9 protein-coding genes and 1 pseudogene are annotated in these 16,456 nt (G+C 46.3%); 2 read left to right on the top strand and 8 right to left on the bottom strand.

Annotation, left to right across the window (positions count from 1 at the left end; genetic code table 11):
* Window positions 1-14: 14 nt before the first annotated feature.
* The 5 genes and pseudogenes from LBPC_RS10525 to LBPC_RS10540 all read right to left on the bottom strand — a co-directional run bounded on the left by LBPC_RS10525 (window position 15) and on the right by LBPC_RS10540 (window position 8,013).
* Window positions 15-2,150 (bottom strand): DUF262 domain-containing protein, encoded by a 2,136-nt coding sequence (locus LBPC_RS10525; RefSeq protein WP_003662030.1) that lies wholly within the window; start codon window positions 2,148-2,150, stop codon window positions 15-17.
* A 98-nt stretch (window positions 2,151-2,248) separates the two neighbouring features.
* A pseudogene (locus LBPC_RS17285) lies at window positions 2,249-2,317 on the bottom strand (type I restriction endonuclease subunit S); the annotation flags it as partial.
* Complete coding sequence (locus tag LBPC_RS10530) at window positions 2,310-3,908, bottom strand: type I restriction-modification system subunit M (RefSeq protein ID WP_003662028.1); 1,599 nt, start codon at window positions 3,906-3,908, stop codon at window positions 2,310-2,312. The gene LBPC_RS10530 and the pseudogene LBPC_RS17285, both read right to left, overlap by 8 nt.
* Before the next feature lie 17 nt (window positions 3,909-3,925).
* Window positions 3,926-6,976, bottom strand: coding sequence for a type I restriction endonuclease subunit R (locus LBPC_RS10535; RefSeq protein WP_003662027.1), 3,051 nt, complete (start codon window positions 6,974-6,976; stop codon window positions 3,926-3,928).
* A gap of 470 nt (window positions 6,977-7,446) precedes the next feature.
* Window positions 7,447-8,013: an SAV1803-related protein gene (locus LBPC_RS10540; protein WP_003662025.1), complete on the bottom strand. Its 567-nt coding sequence runs from the start codon at window positions 8,011-8,013 to the stop codon at window positions 7,447-7,449.
* Window positions 8,014-8,262: 249 nt separating this feature from the next.
* On the opposite strand from LBPC_RS10540, the gene LBPC_RS10545 reads away from it, so the two are divergent.
* Complete coding sequence (locus LBPC_RS10545) at window positions 8,263-9,447, top strand: AbrB/MazE/SpoVT family DNA-binding domain-containing protein (protein ID WP_003571014.1); 1,185 nt, start codon at window positions 8,263-8,265, stop codon at window positions 9,445-9,447.
* A gap of 556 nt (window positions 9,448-10,003) precedes the next feature.
* On the opposite strand, the gene LBPC_RS10550 is transcribed toward LBPC_RS10545, so the two are convergent.
* The 3 genes from LBPC_RS10550 to LBPC_RS10560 all read right to left on the bottom strand — a co-directional run bounded on the left by LBPC_RS10550 (window position 10,004) and on the right by LBPC_RS10560 (window position 14,711).
* Window positions 10,004-11,965: a PTS sucrose transporter subunit IIABC gene (locus LBPC_RS10550; RefSeq protein WP_016383936.1), complete on the bottom strand. Its 1,962-nt coding sequence runs from the start codon at window positions 11,963-11,965 to the stop codon at window positions 10,004-10,006.
* Window positions 11,966-11,967: 2 nt separating this feature from the next.
* Window positions 11,968-13,635 carry a glycoside hydrolase family 13 protein gene (locus LBPC_RS10555; protein ID WP_003662021.1) on the bottom strand — a complete coding sequence of 556 codons (1,668 nt, stop codon included), beginning with the start codon at window positions 13,633-13,635 and terminating at the stop codon, window positions 11,968-11,970.
* A 74-nt stretch (window positions 13,636-13,709) separates the two neighbouring features.
* Window positions 13,710-14,711 carry a LacI family DNA-binding transcriptional regulator gene (locus LBPC_RS10560; protein WP_016377504.1) on the bottom strand — a complete coding sequence of 334 codons (1,002 nt, stop codon included), beginning with the start codon at window positions 14,709-14,711 and terminating at the stop codon, window positions 13,710-13,712.
* 490 nt (window positions 14,712-15,201) lie between these two features.
* Between LBPC_RS10560 and LBPC_RS10565 the strand changes: the two genes are divergently transcribed.
* The gene (locus LBPC_RS10565; RefSeq protein ID WP_003577841.1) at window positions 15,202-16,446 is read left to right on the top strand and encodes an ISL3 family transposase; all 1,245 of its coding nucleotides are present in this window, start codon (window positions 15,202-15,204) and stop codon (window positions 16,444-16,446) included.
* Window positions 16,447-16,456 lie beyond the last annotated feature (10 nt).

Genomic DNA, 16,456 nt, shown 5'->3' on the forward strand with positions numbered 1-16,456 from the left:
CACACCACTTAATTTCATGAGTGGTTAACTTTACGCGTTTTAACATTTACTTCCGACAAATCATGATCACTTCCAGCTAACAATCGTTTGATGTGTTGCACCCGACTCCAAGCACTGTCTCCACCTGCGTAGACGGCAACGTCAGAATCACCTAGTTGTCGGTAACGTTGATCTGCCTCGACTTCATTAACATGTTTAACAAGGCTTTCATCACTATTGGCCATGGCAAAAAAGTTAGATGGGTCAGCATCCCACAGGAGGTCAATCAGTTGATTGTATAAATCAGTCCAACTTTTAATTTGAACCACCTGATCATCAACAAAACTGAAAGCGACTGGCTTAGTGCCGGTTGGGTTAGTTTCTAGAATCATATCCAACGTATCCCATGAATTTGGATCGTCTGTCGCAAGCTGAGTTGACACATTGGGACGTGGCCAAACTGTTAACGCTCTTGTTAACAAATCAGCCTGCCGTTCCTGTAAAGTTGCTTCATCCCACTTATCGAATTGCGCTACCCATTGATTAAGTTTAATACCTGACTTACGATAACCGTCTGCCATATCCCGCTTCTCAATATAAGGGCGATTGCTCATCTGACCATTAAACCCAGTTAAAGTCAGGTTAGCTAGTCGGTTCAACCAAACATTGTGGACCAGTCGCCAATCGGTCCCCAAAGCCTTCTGCCAACTACTATTCACAACTCGCGGCATAATATGTTCAATCGAGTACTTACCAGATTGCGCCGCATCGAATAAGTCCTGCTCCTCACCACTCGCATTATTCAGTTCATCTAGAATGAACCACAGTGACATAGAACTCATGTGGTAGTAATCTTTCTCAACCAACGCGTCTTTTAAAGATTGATCTGTTGGAAAACGTTTATTTTCTTTAACGACCTGCGTCAACACTAACTTCAAGCCTTCAACATAATCAACCTTAGCCTGGTCAACATAATGCTCCACTTGGCGATCTAGCGCAGCAAACAGCAAATTCAGTCCAGTAGTGGGAACACCGATAAAAAGCCGCCGAGCCAGATAGGCCAGCAAAACCCGCAACACTTCAACTAATTGATCAGCGGATAGCACGCCATCACGCGTTTTTGCAAAAACCTGCAATAAGTACGGCACCAAAATATCGTTATTCAAATGACCGAGTCTAATCAAAAGCGATTTGACTCGTTGATCTTTGATGGCAACAGTCGCTGGCGCTGTGATTTCCGCAAATAATTTGGCTGCGGCCTGCTCCTTTTTCAATTGGGCAATTTGATCAAAGTCTTTGGTCAAGCCCACATAACGGCGATAATCGCTGTAAATTTCATTTTCTTTAACCGGCTTTGAGCTCCGAGCCAATGAAGTCAAGTATTGCCGATAGAACCGCGAGAGCTCCTCACTGCCAACCAAGCGCTCGTTCTGTTGCCACAGTTGAAAAGCCGCTGCTTGTTGATCGCCCTTCAAGCCCATCAGCAAAAAGTTCCGGATCTTGTCTGATTCCGTTAAATTCATACCGGTCGAATTTAAACTTTCAAAGATCAATTGAGCATCATCGTACTGATCAACAACGATGTTCATAACTTGCAACCGTTGTTCCAACAAGGAAAGCCACTCACGAACTGTTAAGTCTCCCTGCTGCAAAACATTCCAAAAATAAGCGTAGGTGCTTTTGAAAATCGTATCCGCAGCTGATATACCATTAACTAGTACATCGACATACTGTTCCTCATCACCAGGTACCGGATGCAACCGATTCTTCGCGACTGAATCCCGATCAAACCTGTCTATTAAAAACATTTCGTTAACTCGTTGATAATCCACATCACTTGATCCTAAAAAATCACGGATAGCAATCAAGAATAACGAAACAGTGGTCAGTCGTTGCTGCCCATCAATGACATCTACCGTACTAGTGTCACCGGTGGCGTTCAAAATTAAACTTCCAAAGAAATATCGCTCGCGTTGATTCGCATAAGCCGTCTTCAAATCCGCGACAAACCGTTCCAACTGTTCCCGCCGCCAACTATAGCGTCGTTGATAAACTGGAATATTGATGGTCCTATTATTCGCAATCACCTGACTGACGATAAGTTCTGCATTACCCTTCACAATTGTCACCCCAAAGTAGTATTTTGCTGGCTGGTTTAAGTTGATTGACACTAATTGATCGCTAGCATTCTCTGGGTATTAGCATACCAGAGATGTGGGGTTGTGGCGGGGTTTGGTTATCGATGTTTTTGGAATTTTGCTTGCTCGGAACGCTTGGGAAAAGCGTCAGAGTACCCCTTAAACCGCAATGCAGGAACGTTTTTAGCATCCTTACTCATTTTTAAACAACTCCTTCAAGGCAGCGAGTTGCTTGGCAGCTTCGTCATTATTGGCCACTAAATCGTCAAAATTTTTGGCTAACTCCGAACTTAATCTGGCAATTTCTTCATCGTTTTTCTTGATATCAGCAACTACTTTGACGACATCAACTGGCTTTTCTGGTTCTGTCGTATCAACATAACGTGGAATATTTAGGTTGAAATCATTTTCCTTGATCTCATCGAATGATGCGAGATGGGCATACTTATCAACATCCTTGCGATTGATATACGTTTCAAGAATCTTTTGGATGTTGTCGCCGGTCAGATGATTTTGGTTCTTAGCCTTCTCGAACTCTTTTGATGCATCAATAAAGAGAACATCGCGAGTCGTTCTAGATTTTTTCAAGACCGTGACTGTGGTTGGAATGCTTGTGTTAAAGAAGATGTTTGCAGGCAACCCAATCACTGTGTCGATCGCACCGTTTTCAAGTAACGCTTTACGAATACGCCCCTCTGCACCACCTCGGAAAAGAACACCGTGGGGCAAAACGATACACATTACCCCAGTGTCCTTTAAGTGATAATAGCCATGGAGCAAGAAGGCAAAGTCAGCCTTAGATTTTGGTGCAAGACCATAGCTGACAAATCGGGGATCGTTTTCCGTCCCCTTCGACGGCCGCCAATGCGCCGAGTAAGGTGGGTTCATCACAACAGCATCAAAGTTTGTTGGTTCTTCAATTGGCCAGTCTTGATCCAAGGTATCAGCATTGTGTAAATGCTGGTTGTTAATTGGCACACCATGAAGAATCATGTTCATACGCGCTAAATTGTACGTTGACGTATTCAGTTCCTGACCAAAGTAGTTAATGGAAAGACGTTCATTCGAATAACGGCGGGCATTCAGCAAAAGTGAACCCGACCCCATTGTTGGATCATAAATCGTGAAACCACGGACATCTTCCTTACCGTGCATCGCAATTTGCGTAATAAGACGTGATACCGATTGCGGCGTATAGAACTCACCTGCGTTTTTGCCGGAATCAGAAGCAAACTGACCAATCAAATATTCGTACGCATCACCGAGTATGTCATTCGTGTTCTGACCCACCAGATCAAGCGTCGAGATTTGCTTCATGACATCCGAGATAACTTGATTTTGCTTTTGCGGGGTTGCACCCAGCTTTCGCGAATACAGGTCAACATCCTCGAACAACCCAGAAAAGAATTCACTGGATTGTTCAATATCGCGAAAGCTCTGACTAAGGTCTTCAAGCTGAAAGGTACCGTGATCGATTTTGTCTATGAGAGCTGTAAAAGTCAGATCGGGCTGAATGTGATAACCAAACTCATCGGAAACATTACTTATCAGATCATCATGTAAATCTTTATCATCGTATGCATCCGTGTAAATTTGCTGGGCTTTATCCAGATCTGTTGTCTTCTCCTCCAATTGATCAGAAGCATAAACCACCATGCGATCAGAAAGATACTTGTAAAAAATTAAGCCTAGCAAGTAATTCTTATATTCGCTGGCATCCATCTTTGATCGTAAAATATCGGCAGAATTCCAAAGTGCTTGGTACAGTGTCTGTGACGTCATTTGAGCCATCGTTAAGTTCCTCCAAATTAGTCCTGATTAAGTGGCAAGATCTCTTCGCGGATAAGGTTCGAGTATGCATCTTTAAATTCGCGCCAGTACGAGATCTTCTTAACCGGATTTTCCGTTTTTTCCTTATACGTTTCATAATCCATATGACGTTTTAAGCTCTCTTCGCCGGGATTGGATTCCTTCTTAGGATCAAAATTTTCAGCGTAGAAAAGCGCCTCTGCAGGATCGGCACCCCATGTCGTCGCGACATCCTTGACCAAATGTTCGATTGTTTCGTTTTTCATTGTCTGGAGCAAAGTTTGGACATTCTGATTTTGAAATTCTTTAGGATTAGCTTGAATCTTACGCCATAGGCTTTCCATCAAGGAGCCTAGTTTTTCGTTGTTGTTTTTTAATCTATCGACGTAATTCGAAATTTCTTCCACCCGTTTTTGGCTAACGGCAGGCTTGTCATCGCGAGAGTCGCTGACATAGGCTTGGATGAGGTTAACAATATACTCGTAGTTGATCGTGTCCTGACGTACGGTTTCCAACTCATACTCAATATCTAAATCGTCTTCCTCAGGCCCTTCAGTTTGTCGACGCCGCTTTAATTCGTCAATAACATTGTTATAGGCACTTGTGTATTCCTCGATGTCTTGAGAATCGATAGCAATCTCATCTTGAATTTCGTCTGAGTCATATTCGCTATGAACCTGCGCAGCAGCCAGTCCCTTATCAAAGCCTTGAAATGCCTTGGCAAATTGCTTCAAGGTTGCATCTGGCAATTCACTGATAGGTGGACCAGAAGGATCAATCTTGAACTTTTTCAAGCTTGAAGCTGCCTTCTTTAATCGGTTGTGCGCTACCTTCCACTCAGGGGCAAGGACTTCATTTTCACCGCCATTTGAATAGAGGATTAACGCATCTTCGACTGCTTTTGCAAAGGTATTCGGCAGTTGATAGACAACAATCTGTCCATACTGTTTATTTTTGTCAAAGATACGATTGGTTCGAGAAAAGGCTTGAATGATATTTTGCAGCTGCATCGGCTTGCGATCAATAAACAAGGTAGACAAGCAAGGCGCATCAAAACCAGTCAATAATCGATCAACCACAATAACGAGGTCTAATTGCTCTTCACGAGACAGATAACGGGCCTGTTTACGAGCTAACCGATCATTGATATTAGCGTTATATAAGTTAATATTCTCAAGACTGTAACTCGTACCAAACATTTCGTTGTAGTCACGAATGGACTTTCGCATCGCGTCTTGATTCAGGGTTGAATCGAGATCATTTTCAGTGACTGAATAAGTGATAGCAACTTTCGGAAAGTCAGGTAATAATTCTGAGGTACGCTTGTTCATTGTAAATGGCGCTTTACCAGCACGTAACTCTTTGAACAATTCATAGTATTTTTGTGCTTGCGAAATGGAGCTAGTTGTCAACAAAGCCGTGTAAGAATTGCCTCGGCCATTGTACAAGCCCAGCTTCTTTTGTGAATGGTTGACGATCCCCTCTATCACTTTCCACATATGATTTTTGTTCAAATAATCAGAAGAGGGCAGGTTCTTTTCCATCTCAACAGGATCCATCTTTGCTACATCTGCAAGGGACTCTCCTGTGCGCTTCGCAATTAACTCAGTTAGTTGATCATCACGAATCGTATTTATATACTCCACTTGAAAGCCCAAGACGGCACCATCATGAATTGCTTCTTTGACTGTATACTCATGCAGTCGTTCGCCATATTGTTCCGCAGTCGTTCGGGGCAAGTTTCCCTCTTCTTTACGTGCATTCTGCTCAAATATGGGAGTACCCGTAAAGCCATACCACAACGCGTGATGGAAAAAGCCGTTAATTTCCCACTGTTTTCGCGAAGTAACAGCGCGATGACACTCGTCAACAACAAAAGCAATCTTTAACTTTGTCAATCGCTCATAGTCTCGTGTGCCTTGCTTATCCGCAAACCGACGCATGACAAAGTTAAGTTTTTGAATCGTCGTGACAATGACAGTGCGGTCTGTACTTTTTAGCTTCTTAATAAGATCGCGAACGTGTTCAGTCTCATCAATATCAATAGTATCGTTTTCAGCGTAAGCCATGAAAGAGCTTGTAGTTTGCTGGTCTAGGTCGACTCGATCAACAATAAAGATCGTCTTATCAATACTTGGAATCTGCAATAAATTGCGCGCAACTTTGTACGCCGTCAGCGTTTTTCCCGATCCTGTGGTATGCCAGACGTATCCGGAGACCTGATGTTTTGTCGCTTCACGAACTCGCTCGATCGCATGAATCTGATAAGGCCGCAGCAAAATTAAGGACTTACGAATCGAATCAATCACGGTATATTGGGTAACCATCTTATGTGCTTGTGGAATCGAGAGTACCTGATCCGTAAAATCAGTCAGCGTCTCTACAGGTTGATTATGCTCATCGACCCAGTTGGTTAAGAAGCGCTCGTTCATCTTGGTGCCTGAAGCTGGCGCAATATAACGTGTGTGGTACGGGTCACTGACAACGAACATTTGAACAACTGAATAGATGCCATTAAACATACCGTCACTCAGATATTTTTTAATTTGACGAAAAGCATCCATGTAAGAGTGATCAGCATTCTTGAGTTCGATATGAATTAACGGTAACCCATTGATCAAAAGTGAGACATCAAACCGACGATTCTGGTAGTCAGCAAACACTTTGGGCATTTCGATCTGATTAACAACCTCGTAGGAAGAAGTACCACCAGCTACATCTTCCCGACGAACAACTTCTAGTCGAACCGTTCCTAGCGTGGCATCTTCACGTTGCACTTGAACTTTGGCCACACCATTTTCGCCAGCCAACCACTTAGCGGCATCATAAAACGTACCAAATTGAAGCTGATTCTGAATTTGACGAAACTCTTGTTCTGTTAGCGGATGTCCGTCCAACACAGCAACATTATTTTGTTCGATTTTCTGCCGAAAGTTACGCCACAAATCCTCCTCTGTCTTTAGCTCCGGACGATACGTCCATTGTGAAATGCCCCTCGTTAACTGTTCGATTAATCGTTTTTCAAACGTAGATTCAAGTGTTGCACCCATTCTTGACTCCTCCTGTTGTCATTGCAAAACCCGTTAGTCGTATTTCTTCAGATCCTGCAAGCCACTGACGAACCATTCATACTCCTCGATTCGCATCTTCAAAACTGTATTAATATTCATCCAAAGCAGCCCGCAAGACCGAGATGCTTTTTGAACCTTAACGCTGCGTTCCAGCGTATAGATAACTTTCTTCATTATGAAGCATATTACGGGCAACGTCCATACAGAGGGACTCAACTGACTGACTGATTTAATATATACTTCTGACAGAAAATCAGGATACGTTCGTCACCGATTCGGACTAAATTGAAGTTGAGTAACGAATAGAGCAAATATTGTGTTAGAGTTTGCATTTGTTTTCGGGACAATTCTGTAGCGAAATCTGACTACATTTAGAAACGTAAACAAAAAGCAGTGCCACTTCACGCTAATCATGAAGTAACACTGCTTTTTCACTGCGTAAGAATCATTCAGATTCTGTAATATCGAGCAACTTTTGCTCGCGGGCCACTATCAATTTGCTCTAAAAGTCTCTTTGCCTCTTCTTTAGTCAGAAACGAACGCCGATACACTGCCTTCATCCACTCAGGGTCCGGCATCTTCTTACTTATAAACCATTGATCGACATTTGGGGCTAAGAAAACGCTATATCCTTTTTCACCAAAGCGTCCATTTGTCTCTTTAGCAATAATGGCGTGCAAAATAAGATGTTCGATTAGATCCGCATATACCAGTCTGTCTTTACGATGCATACTAAACGGATATTGATAATATCGAATAAATCTTAGATCACTCAGGTTTTCTGCACGATTCTCGTCAACATGGTGCGTATAGAGTCCTTCTGAAGTTCTGGCATACTTGCCTTTGCTAATAGACTTGATTTCACCGTTTAGAAAACGCTGATAAGATTTTTCATTAAAATAGTTGTCTTTCACCGGTCCATATTTATTGAGTAAATAGGCAACTGCTTCAGAATAGGTCATGTTGATCATATTCATGTACTCTGCATATCTTATTTCGTGGTCTGCTTCTGTCATGACGCGTAGCTCCTATCGTTTAGAAAAAGGCTCAATCAATCTTGAAAATAAAAGCTCCCTTTTGTGCCAGCCCATAGGCGGACTGCGAGTCTCCCTTACCGCATAACTTCAGATTGATTGTATCATAGGCATTGCCTAACAATCGAAAGTTAGACCGTACTTTAAGTTGGCAACACCCTTTTTCCAAAATGTGCTACAGTAAGTTCCTGAACACATCACATCAAACCAACTTTGGAGCGTGTTAAAACATTGGCTAAAGAAACACATCACGTCGTCATCCCAGACGCCATCATGGAAGATCTTGATATTAAAGATGGCGAGCAAGTTGAAGTTACTTTAAAAGATAAGGAAGCCGTGATTCGGCCTAAACGGACGGATACAGGGACGCAGACGATTTCGCTGCGGTTCTTCCTGATTCCCACGGTTTTGGCTGGGATCGCGTTTTTGGCCTACTTTATCTATTTCCAGATTTTGCAGGTGCCAATGACGGGGAAGAACTCGATCGCTCAGATGGTCATTGTGCTGGGCGAATTGAGTGGGATTGCTACGTTTGCGGTTGCTTACATTCAGAATCATCGCCAGATTCATGGGCGGGATCATCGGCGCCGGTATTGGCGAATTTTTCCAACGATGCTGTTGTCCTTTGCAATTATTCTCGCGTTTGTGACATCAGTGTTTTTCTGGGTGATTGGCTATATGTTTGAAGGCGTCAGTTTTGATATTTATACGGCGACTGGGTTATTCCTGTTGTTTATCAGTATTGTGAACTACCTGATGATTTATTCGGCCTTGTCGATTTCGACCTCCTTCATCACGACCCTGTTTCTATCGACCTTCGTTGGCGGTGTCATTGGCGCGATTGTGACGAACAGTTCGCGCCAGTGGTGGCAACATAACGTCAGTTTTCTTGGCACGAACAAGGCTTTGAATGCGTGGCAATTTAATCTCACCATCGCTGTGTCGGCCTTGCTGTGGATCGCGCTGGTGGATTATCTCTTCGTACCACTGATGGCGCATCGCAAAAATGATTGGCGGTTGATCACGATGCGGATCATGTTGACGGTTGCGGCAATTGCTTTGCTGGGTGTTGGCCTTTTCCCGAACAATCGCGGCCTCATGCATATCTTGCATACGCAAAGTGCTTGGTTCCTGAATTATTTCATCATCGGCATGATCATTGCAGTTCGTTGGCTGTTGCCAGGCGTTTCGCGCGAATTTCTAAGCACCAGTTACATCATCGGCGGCATCATCATTTTCGCCGCGATCCTCTTCCAGTTCGTCCACTACTTGTCACTGACAGCGTTTGAGATGATCGCCTTCGCCCTCGCGATGTCATGGATCATGTTGCTACTGCAAAACATTCACCGGCTTTACCAGAAAGACGAGTCTACGTTTGTTGTGACGGTGACGACAGACAAGGTAAACACTGACTAGCTTTGATCAACTGTTGCTTCCTGTCACACTCCCATTTAGCGTCGTGATAACTCAAGGAGATTATCACGATACCGACTGCTAACCGTTCCACAAAAATGCCCCTAGTACCAACAGATGATTGAGACATCTGCTAGTACTAGGGGCATTTTTGTGTTAAAAAGCTGGGAAATAATTTTCTATCATCGAAATAATGACCAACGATTTCCCTATTAGAAGAAACTTTTTTCTTAATCCTCATAGAAGATATATGACGATTTTTAAAGATCCCAGTGCCAAAGCGGAGCAATCGTAGGCCAGATGGGGCTCAGCCGTGCAAACAACACAGCGACGGTCTGTGGAGCTGATGTTGTTAGGCGACTTCGAGACCGCGGGCCTTGCGGGCTCGAAGCGCCGGCTCCGCTCTAGCTTCGCGTCGCCACCCATCTGGCCGGAGATTGCGGAGTTTGGCACGACATAGAACTTTTTGCCTAGAGATTTTCCTCAGATAATTCAGAATCGTGGAGCAATCTGAGATGTTTTAAATCAAAAACGTACCTAACTCGGCTCTTTATTAACATCAAGCCGGTTCAACCGATTCAACCTTCACATCTTCCCGCTGCACCGCGAGCAAATCCGCACCTGCCTGAACCGTGGTATCAGCCGCGACTGGCTCGATCCGTGCATAAGACTTGCTGTTGGTAATCAGCACAATGGTCGTTGCATCTAGGCCAGCTTTTTTAATAGCTGCTTGATCAAAGGTGCCGAGCAAGTCGCCTTGGTTGACATGCTGACCGGCTTTGACGGCGACTGTAAACGGTGCACCTTTGAGATTGACGGTATCGATACCTAGGTGAACGAGGATTTCCATGCCATCATCTGTCGTTAGGCCGTATGCGTGGCCGGTGTCGGCGACGACGGATAAGGTGCCGGCTTGTGGTGCGTAAACTTTGTTGATGCCGGGTTCGGCAGGCTTGATAGCCATGCCTTCACCCATCATCCCTGAAGCGAAAACAGGATCGCTGACTTGATCCAACGCAACGGTTTCACCGCCAACCGGTGCATAGCCTTTGTTGTCACTGACGGTTGAGGAGATCACAGCATTGGCGGTTTCGACATCCCCGTCTGGCGTTAGCACTTCCTTCGGGATCGCAAACGCGTTGGTCGCAACAAAGGCCGCGACAACGGTACCAAGTGACACGATGGTATACCATAACAGCGCGTGGCCGTTATAAATGTACATCAGATAAGATGGCACCACTGCAAGGCCATACGAGTTAGCAGCGACGTTGAGCATGCTTAAAATCGCAGCGCCAATCCCGGATGTCAAAACGGTGACGATCAATGGCCGAAAGTTGTAGCGGATTAAGACCCCAAACAATGTTGGTTCGGAAACTCCGAATAGTTGTGAGGTAAAGGCACCCATTGAAGTTGCTTTAGCCTTGTTGGAACGTGCCCGTAAGAAAATGGCAAGGGCAACGCCGAGGTTGGCAAAGCCATACATCGCTTCAAGTGTGATCAACGGATTCAAACCGGTTGAAGCAAGCAGCGAAGTTTCGATGGCGATCATGGTCTGATGAATCCCGATGAGAACCATCAGTGGATAAGCGGCCCCGATCAGGAACCCACCGATTCCAAATGGCAGATGGATCACGGCCTCAACACCGACAAGCATGCCACTTTCAATAGCGTGGACAATTGGACCGACACCCATGATCATGATGGCGAACGTGACGAGCATCGTCAAGAATGGCGTGAGAATCTGTTCCAAAACGTTGGGCATGTGACGCCGGAAGAATAGTTCAAGTTTGGCCCCGATAAACCCAGCGACCAAGGCGGTTAACACAGAGCCTTGACTACCAACAACTGGCAACCAGCCAAACAGCATAATGGCCTTGGCGCTGCCATCAGCAACCGAATACGCATTTGGCAAAATTGGCGAAACCAGCATTAAACCAATGACGATCCCAATGATCGGTGTGCCTTTGAAGTAGCGGAAGGTCGACCAGACGATCAAGGCGGGCAAGAAAGCAAAAACGGTATCGGTGAGCACCGAGATTACCGATGTCAGGCTAGCCGGTATATCGCTTGGGACCGCTCCGAAAAGTTTTAATACTTGCGCATTGGTTGCTGCACTTTTCAGCCCTAAGAACAGACCGGTCGCAGCAATCACAGGAATAATTGGAATGAAAATGCCTGATAGCATCGCCATTAATCGCTGTACGACTGTCTTGTGCTCGTTGCTGGTTTTACCGGCAGTGTCGGCGTCGTCTTTACCATAAATCGCATTCACGGTGCCAAGCTTAGCAATAGCCGCGTAGACATCGTTGACAACGCCGGTGCCGATAATGACCTGATATTGGCCAGAGCCATAGAAAACACCTTTGACTTCCGGCAACTTCTCAAGGGCTTTGTCATCAATTGCCTTCCGATCTTTCACCACAAAACGCAGTCGCGTCTGGCAATGGGTCACGGAATCGACGTTATTTTCACCAACCAGCTTTAAAATTGCTTTTGCTTCTTCTTCATAGTTTTTAGCCATGATCATTTCACCTCAATAAGAATCGCTTGATAGGGTTGTAAGCTCGTTCCAACGTCCGGGTAATTGTTCAGCCAAACGTGACCGGCTGGTAAGTCAACTACGGCTGACTTCGAGCTAAGATTCACAAAAATTTGGACATGTTGCCCGCGGGCATAGGCAATCACGTTGTCGTTGTGTGCATTCAGCGGGGCAAAGTCGCCTTCGATCAAATCGGCGCGCAATGGTGATGCATTCCGCAGACGGCAGAGCGTTTGATAAAACGTCCAGACCGAATTGGGATCATCGTGTTCTGCCTGCCAGTTCACGCCAGCAGCTTGCTTGGCCAGCGGCAACCAAGGTTCATGACCAGCGTTGAAGCCGTCATTTTGGCTGTCGTCCCATGGATACGGCGTACGAGCATTGTCACGTGAGCGCCGGTTGACACAGGTAAGCGCAACGTCTTCGGAGTAGCCTTCTGCCAGTGCACGACGATAGTTGTCGTGCGCGGAAAGATCGTTGAATTGATCAATGTTGGTTCGCACCGCATTGACCATGCCGAGTTCTTGGCCTTGATAGATAAACGGACAGCCACGTAAACCGAAGTATAACAGTGCTAAGGCTTTTGCCCCGATCGCATTGCGATATTGCGGCTCACGGATATACTTGCTTAGGCTTCGCGGTTGATCATGATTTTCAAGGAAATTAGCCCCCCAGCCAACTTTTTGAATTGCCAGCTGGCTTTTGGCAATCGCCTCGCCAAGCATTTTCGGCGTCCAGTTGGTTTGCTTGAACCACTCAGACCCAGAAGCGACGTCAATATCGGCGTAATGAAAATCAAAAATCATTGAGAAGTAGCCGTTTTCGCCAATGAAGTCACCGAGTTGATCGTATGCAACGCCGGACGCTTCGCCGATCGTGACGGCATTGGCCGGCTTAAAAGTGGCGGCGTTCAGCTCTTTGAGGAACTGATCCAGACCCGGTCGATTTTCCGTTTTGCGCTTAACTTTGCCTAACCCATCGCTGCCATCTGGCGTGATGGAAGCAAAATCCTGATCCTTTTTGATAAACGTAATGGCGTCGACCCGGAATCCGGCGAGACCTTTGGCTAGCCACCAGTTGATCATGCTATAAATGGCTTGCCGCAACTTCGGACTTTCCCAATTCAGGTCCGGTTGTTGTGGGGAAAAGACGTGGTGATAATAGGTGTTGGGCTCACCGGGAACCGCTGTCCATGACGAGCCAGCGCCGAAGTTTGAGCGCCAGTTGTTCGGCGGCTGACCATCATGACCTTGGCGGAAAATATAGAAGTCTCGATATGGTGAGTCCGGATCCTTGAGCGCCGCTTGAAACCACCGGTGCTGATCGGACGTATGGTTGACCACCAAATCCATTACCACTTTGATACCGAGATCTTTGGCAGTTGCCATGAGCTGATCAAAGTCAGCCATGGTCCCAAAGCGCGGATCAATCGCCTGATAGTCGGCAATGTCATAACCATTGTCAACCATGGGGCTCTTATAAACCGGCGACAACCAAATCGTGGTAATGCCTAATTCTTTTAACTTCGGTAATTCGGCAGTGATGCCAGGCAGATCGCCTATGCCGTCATTATTGCTATCTTTGAATGAGGCCGGATAGATTTGGTAGAAAATTTCTTGTTGCCACCAAGTACGGCTAGTTTCGTTCGTCATGACTATATCCTCCAGTTAGCTAATGCTGTTGTATGAAAATATGGTATCGATTCCATATGAGGCAAAAAGAAAACTCAGGCGCTTTGCCTGATTTTCAACGATAAGTGCAAGGTTGGTTGCGTATCTTGGGCGACTTGTCGGCCCAACCCTTTTAACAACTCGTGCGTCGCCGCCGCTGCCATCGAAGCAACAGGCTGATGCACCGTCGTCAGCGGGATTTTGGCAAAAGGCGCAAACGGCTGATCGTCATATCCCATAACTGCGATGTCATTAGGTACCTTCACGTCGGCAGCCAACAGACTGTCAATCACGCCGACTGCGACCTCATCCGAGTTAGTAAACACGGCATCCGGCCGCACATTCGGCGCCAAGCTTGCGAGCTGCTTGCCAACTGCCTGCCCTTCTTTGGCTGTGTGAATTTGACCAAATAGTAAATCTTGCGCCACTAAAAGCTGATGTGCCTGCATAAAGTCTAAAAACGCTTGTGTGCGACTTTGTCCATGGTGAGCGCCGCTGATGGTGCCACCGCTGACATACGCAAACCGGCGATGGCCTTGATTGAATAAATAGTCGAGTGCATCACGGGTCGCCTGATAATGTGGCAATACCAGCGAAGTAGCCCCGGGGATCTTGACATCGGCATTCACAACCACAACTCGCCCCGGAAAGGCCTTCGCAACTGCTGCAACTCGATCAGGGGCTTCAACTGAAGCTAAAATGACGCCGTCCAATTCGCGACTTTTCAGCTGCTTGAGAAACCGTTCTTCGGCCTCGGGATCATCATATGTCTGGGTAATCATCACTTGGTAGCCGTGGGCATGTAGTTCCCGTTCAATCGCATCGAACAAGCCAGCAAAAAACGGATTGGTCACGCGGGATACCAGAACCCCGATGTTGCCAGTGGCTTGAGCGCGCAATGATGTGGCGGCCGCACTCGGCGTATAGCCCAACTGATGAATTGCTTTTTCGATCCGCGTACGCTTTTCAGCGGAGATGTAGGGATGATGATTCAGATAGCGCGAAACCGTGGTCACGCCAACCCCTGCTGCTTTAGCAATTTCACTAATCGTCGCCATTCCTTGCATCTCCTTTATATGGAATCGATTTCATAGACGAGTATACAGCGCTTTCAAGAAATGTCAAGCATTGATTAAAGCTTTCGGCTACGGTCCCATGCCGTGCCAAACTCCGCAATCTCCGGCCAGATGGGGTGGCGACGCGTAGCTAGAGCGGTGACGGCGCTTCGAGCCCAAAGACCGGTCTCGAAGTCGCCTAACAACATCAGCTCCAGAGATCGTCGCTGTGTTGTTTGCACGGCTGAGCCCCATCTGGCCTACGATTGCTCCGTCTTGACACTGATATCTTGAAACTCTCAGTAAATTATCCATGAAAAAAAGCAAACAATTGCCCGCTGTATAGGAAATTGTGGGTCTACACTTTCTGGTGTTGAGAAATAATCAACACTGAACGTGTAGGCCCTTTTTGGATAACGCAAAAAGACACCTACTCAGTGTCCATGCTATGCTTGTTAGCGTCGAAACCAAAAGCAAGCGAGGTTATGAGTAAATGTCCCAATACGATCCTACACTGTCCGTCCTTGGAATACCAGACCATAATATCAAAGTTGCCTTTGTTCGTCATGAATATCGCGGCAACGGGGTACGTCGCCGCCAGTATCATGTGATTGATGCCGAGCTGACTTACCGGTTAACCCGGTGCCCACTGTGTGGCTTTGAGGCCTTGCACCCTAACGGGTTTTATACGGCCCACGTGCGCGTCCTCAATGGGGTTGAAATGCCGACAGTCATTGACTTGCACAAGCAACGATGGCGCTGTCATAACTGTTACCACACAGTCAGTGCCAAGACGCCACTCGTGCAACCCAACCACACGATCGCCACTCACATGACAGAGCGAATCATGAAGTTAGCGCATGAACGGTTGCCAGTCAAAACCATCGCCCGTATTATCGGAATCTCAGCCTCCTCGGTTCAACGGATCATTGACCAAAATCTCAAACTCCGACCGGCTCGCCGGCTGCCCACGCGACTCTGCTTTGATGAGTTCCGTTCTACTCATGGCATGATGTCGTTTATCTGTCTTGATGCCGATTCACATCGTCTGATTGCCTTGCTTGGTGATCGATTCAACCGCACGATTAAAAACTTCTTCATCGCTCATTATTCACTCGCTGAACGCACTCGGGTCCAGACGGTCACCATGGACATGAATGCAGCTTATCAGACGATTATTCATGAGGTTTTCCCCAAGGCCCAAGTCGTCATTGATCGGTTCCATATCATTCAACTTGCGGCTCGTGCCCTTGATCAGGTACGCGTCCAAGCGCTCAAACAGCTTGATGACAAACACAGCCGTCCTTATAAGATCATGAAGACAAACTGGCGGCTTTTTCATCAAACTGCGCCTGACGCTAAACACAAACAGTTCCTGTTTGGTTTGAATGAATACGTCACGCAACAGGAGGCCATCGATATCGCACTTGATACTGAGCCCAAGCTCAAGCAAACCTACGAGACCTACTTAGCGCTTCATGATGCCTTGATGGTGAAGAAACATCCCACGGAACTGGCAAACCTGTTAGCTACTTACGAGCCAAACGGTACGGCAATGGACATGACGATCGCGACGCTTAAGCGACACAAAGTCGCTGTTCTCGCCGCTGTCACCAGCCCTTATTCCAACGGTCCGATCGAAGGGGTTAACCGCCTCATCAAGTCACTCAAACGATCCTGTTTTGGCTTCAAGAATCAGCTGAACTTCTTCAAACGAATCTACCAAATCACGGCATAACATGACAAAG

The sequence above is a fragment of the Lacticaseibacillus paracasei subsp. paracasei genome (assembly GCF_000829035.1).
Taxonomy (GTDB): domain Bacteria; phylum Bacillota; class Bacilli; order Lactobacillales; family Lactobacillaceae; genus Lacticaseibacillus; species Lacticaseibacillus paracasei.

What these genes read in the sequence shown, in the direction of transcription:
- LBPC_RS10530 (WP_003662028.1), bottom strand. Translation starts at nt 3,908, where the DNA reads ATGGCTCAAATGACGTCACAGACACTGTACCAAGCACTTTGGAATTCT.
- LBPC_RS10535 (WP_003662027.1), bottom strand. Translation starts at nt 6,976, where the DNA reads ATGGGTGCAACACTTGAATCTACGTTTGAAAAACGATTAATCGAACAG.
- LBPC_RS10540 (WP_003662025.1), bottom strand. Translation starts at nt 8,013, where the DNA reads ATGACAGAAGCAGACCACGAAATAAGATATGCAGAGTACATGAATATG.
- LBPC_RS10550 (WP_016383936.1), bottom strand. Translation starts at nt 11,965, where the DNA reads ATGGCTAAAAACTATGAAGAAGAAGCAAAAGCAATTTTAAAGCTGGTT.
- LBPC_RS10555 (WP_003662021.1), bottom strand. Translation starts at nt 13,635, where the DNA reads ATGACGAACGAAACTAGCCGTACTTGGTGGCAACAAGAAATTTTCTAC.
- LBPC_RS10560 (WP_016377504.1), bottom strand. Translation starts at nt 14,711, where the DNA reads ATGGCGACGATTAGTGAAATTGCTAAAGCAGCAGGGGTTGGCGTGACC.
- LBPC_RS10565 (WP_003577841.1), top strand. Translation starts at nt 15,202, where the DNA reads ATGTCCCAATACGATCCTACACTGTCCGTCCTTGGAATACCAGACCAT.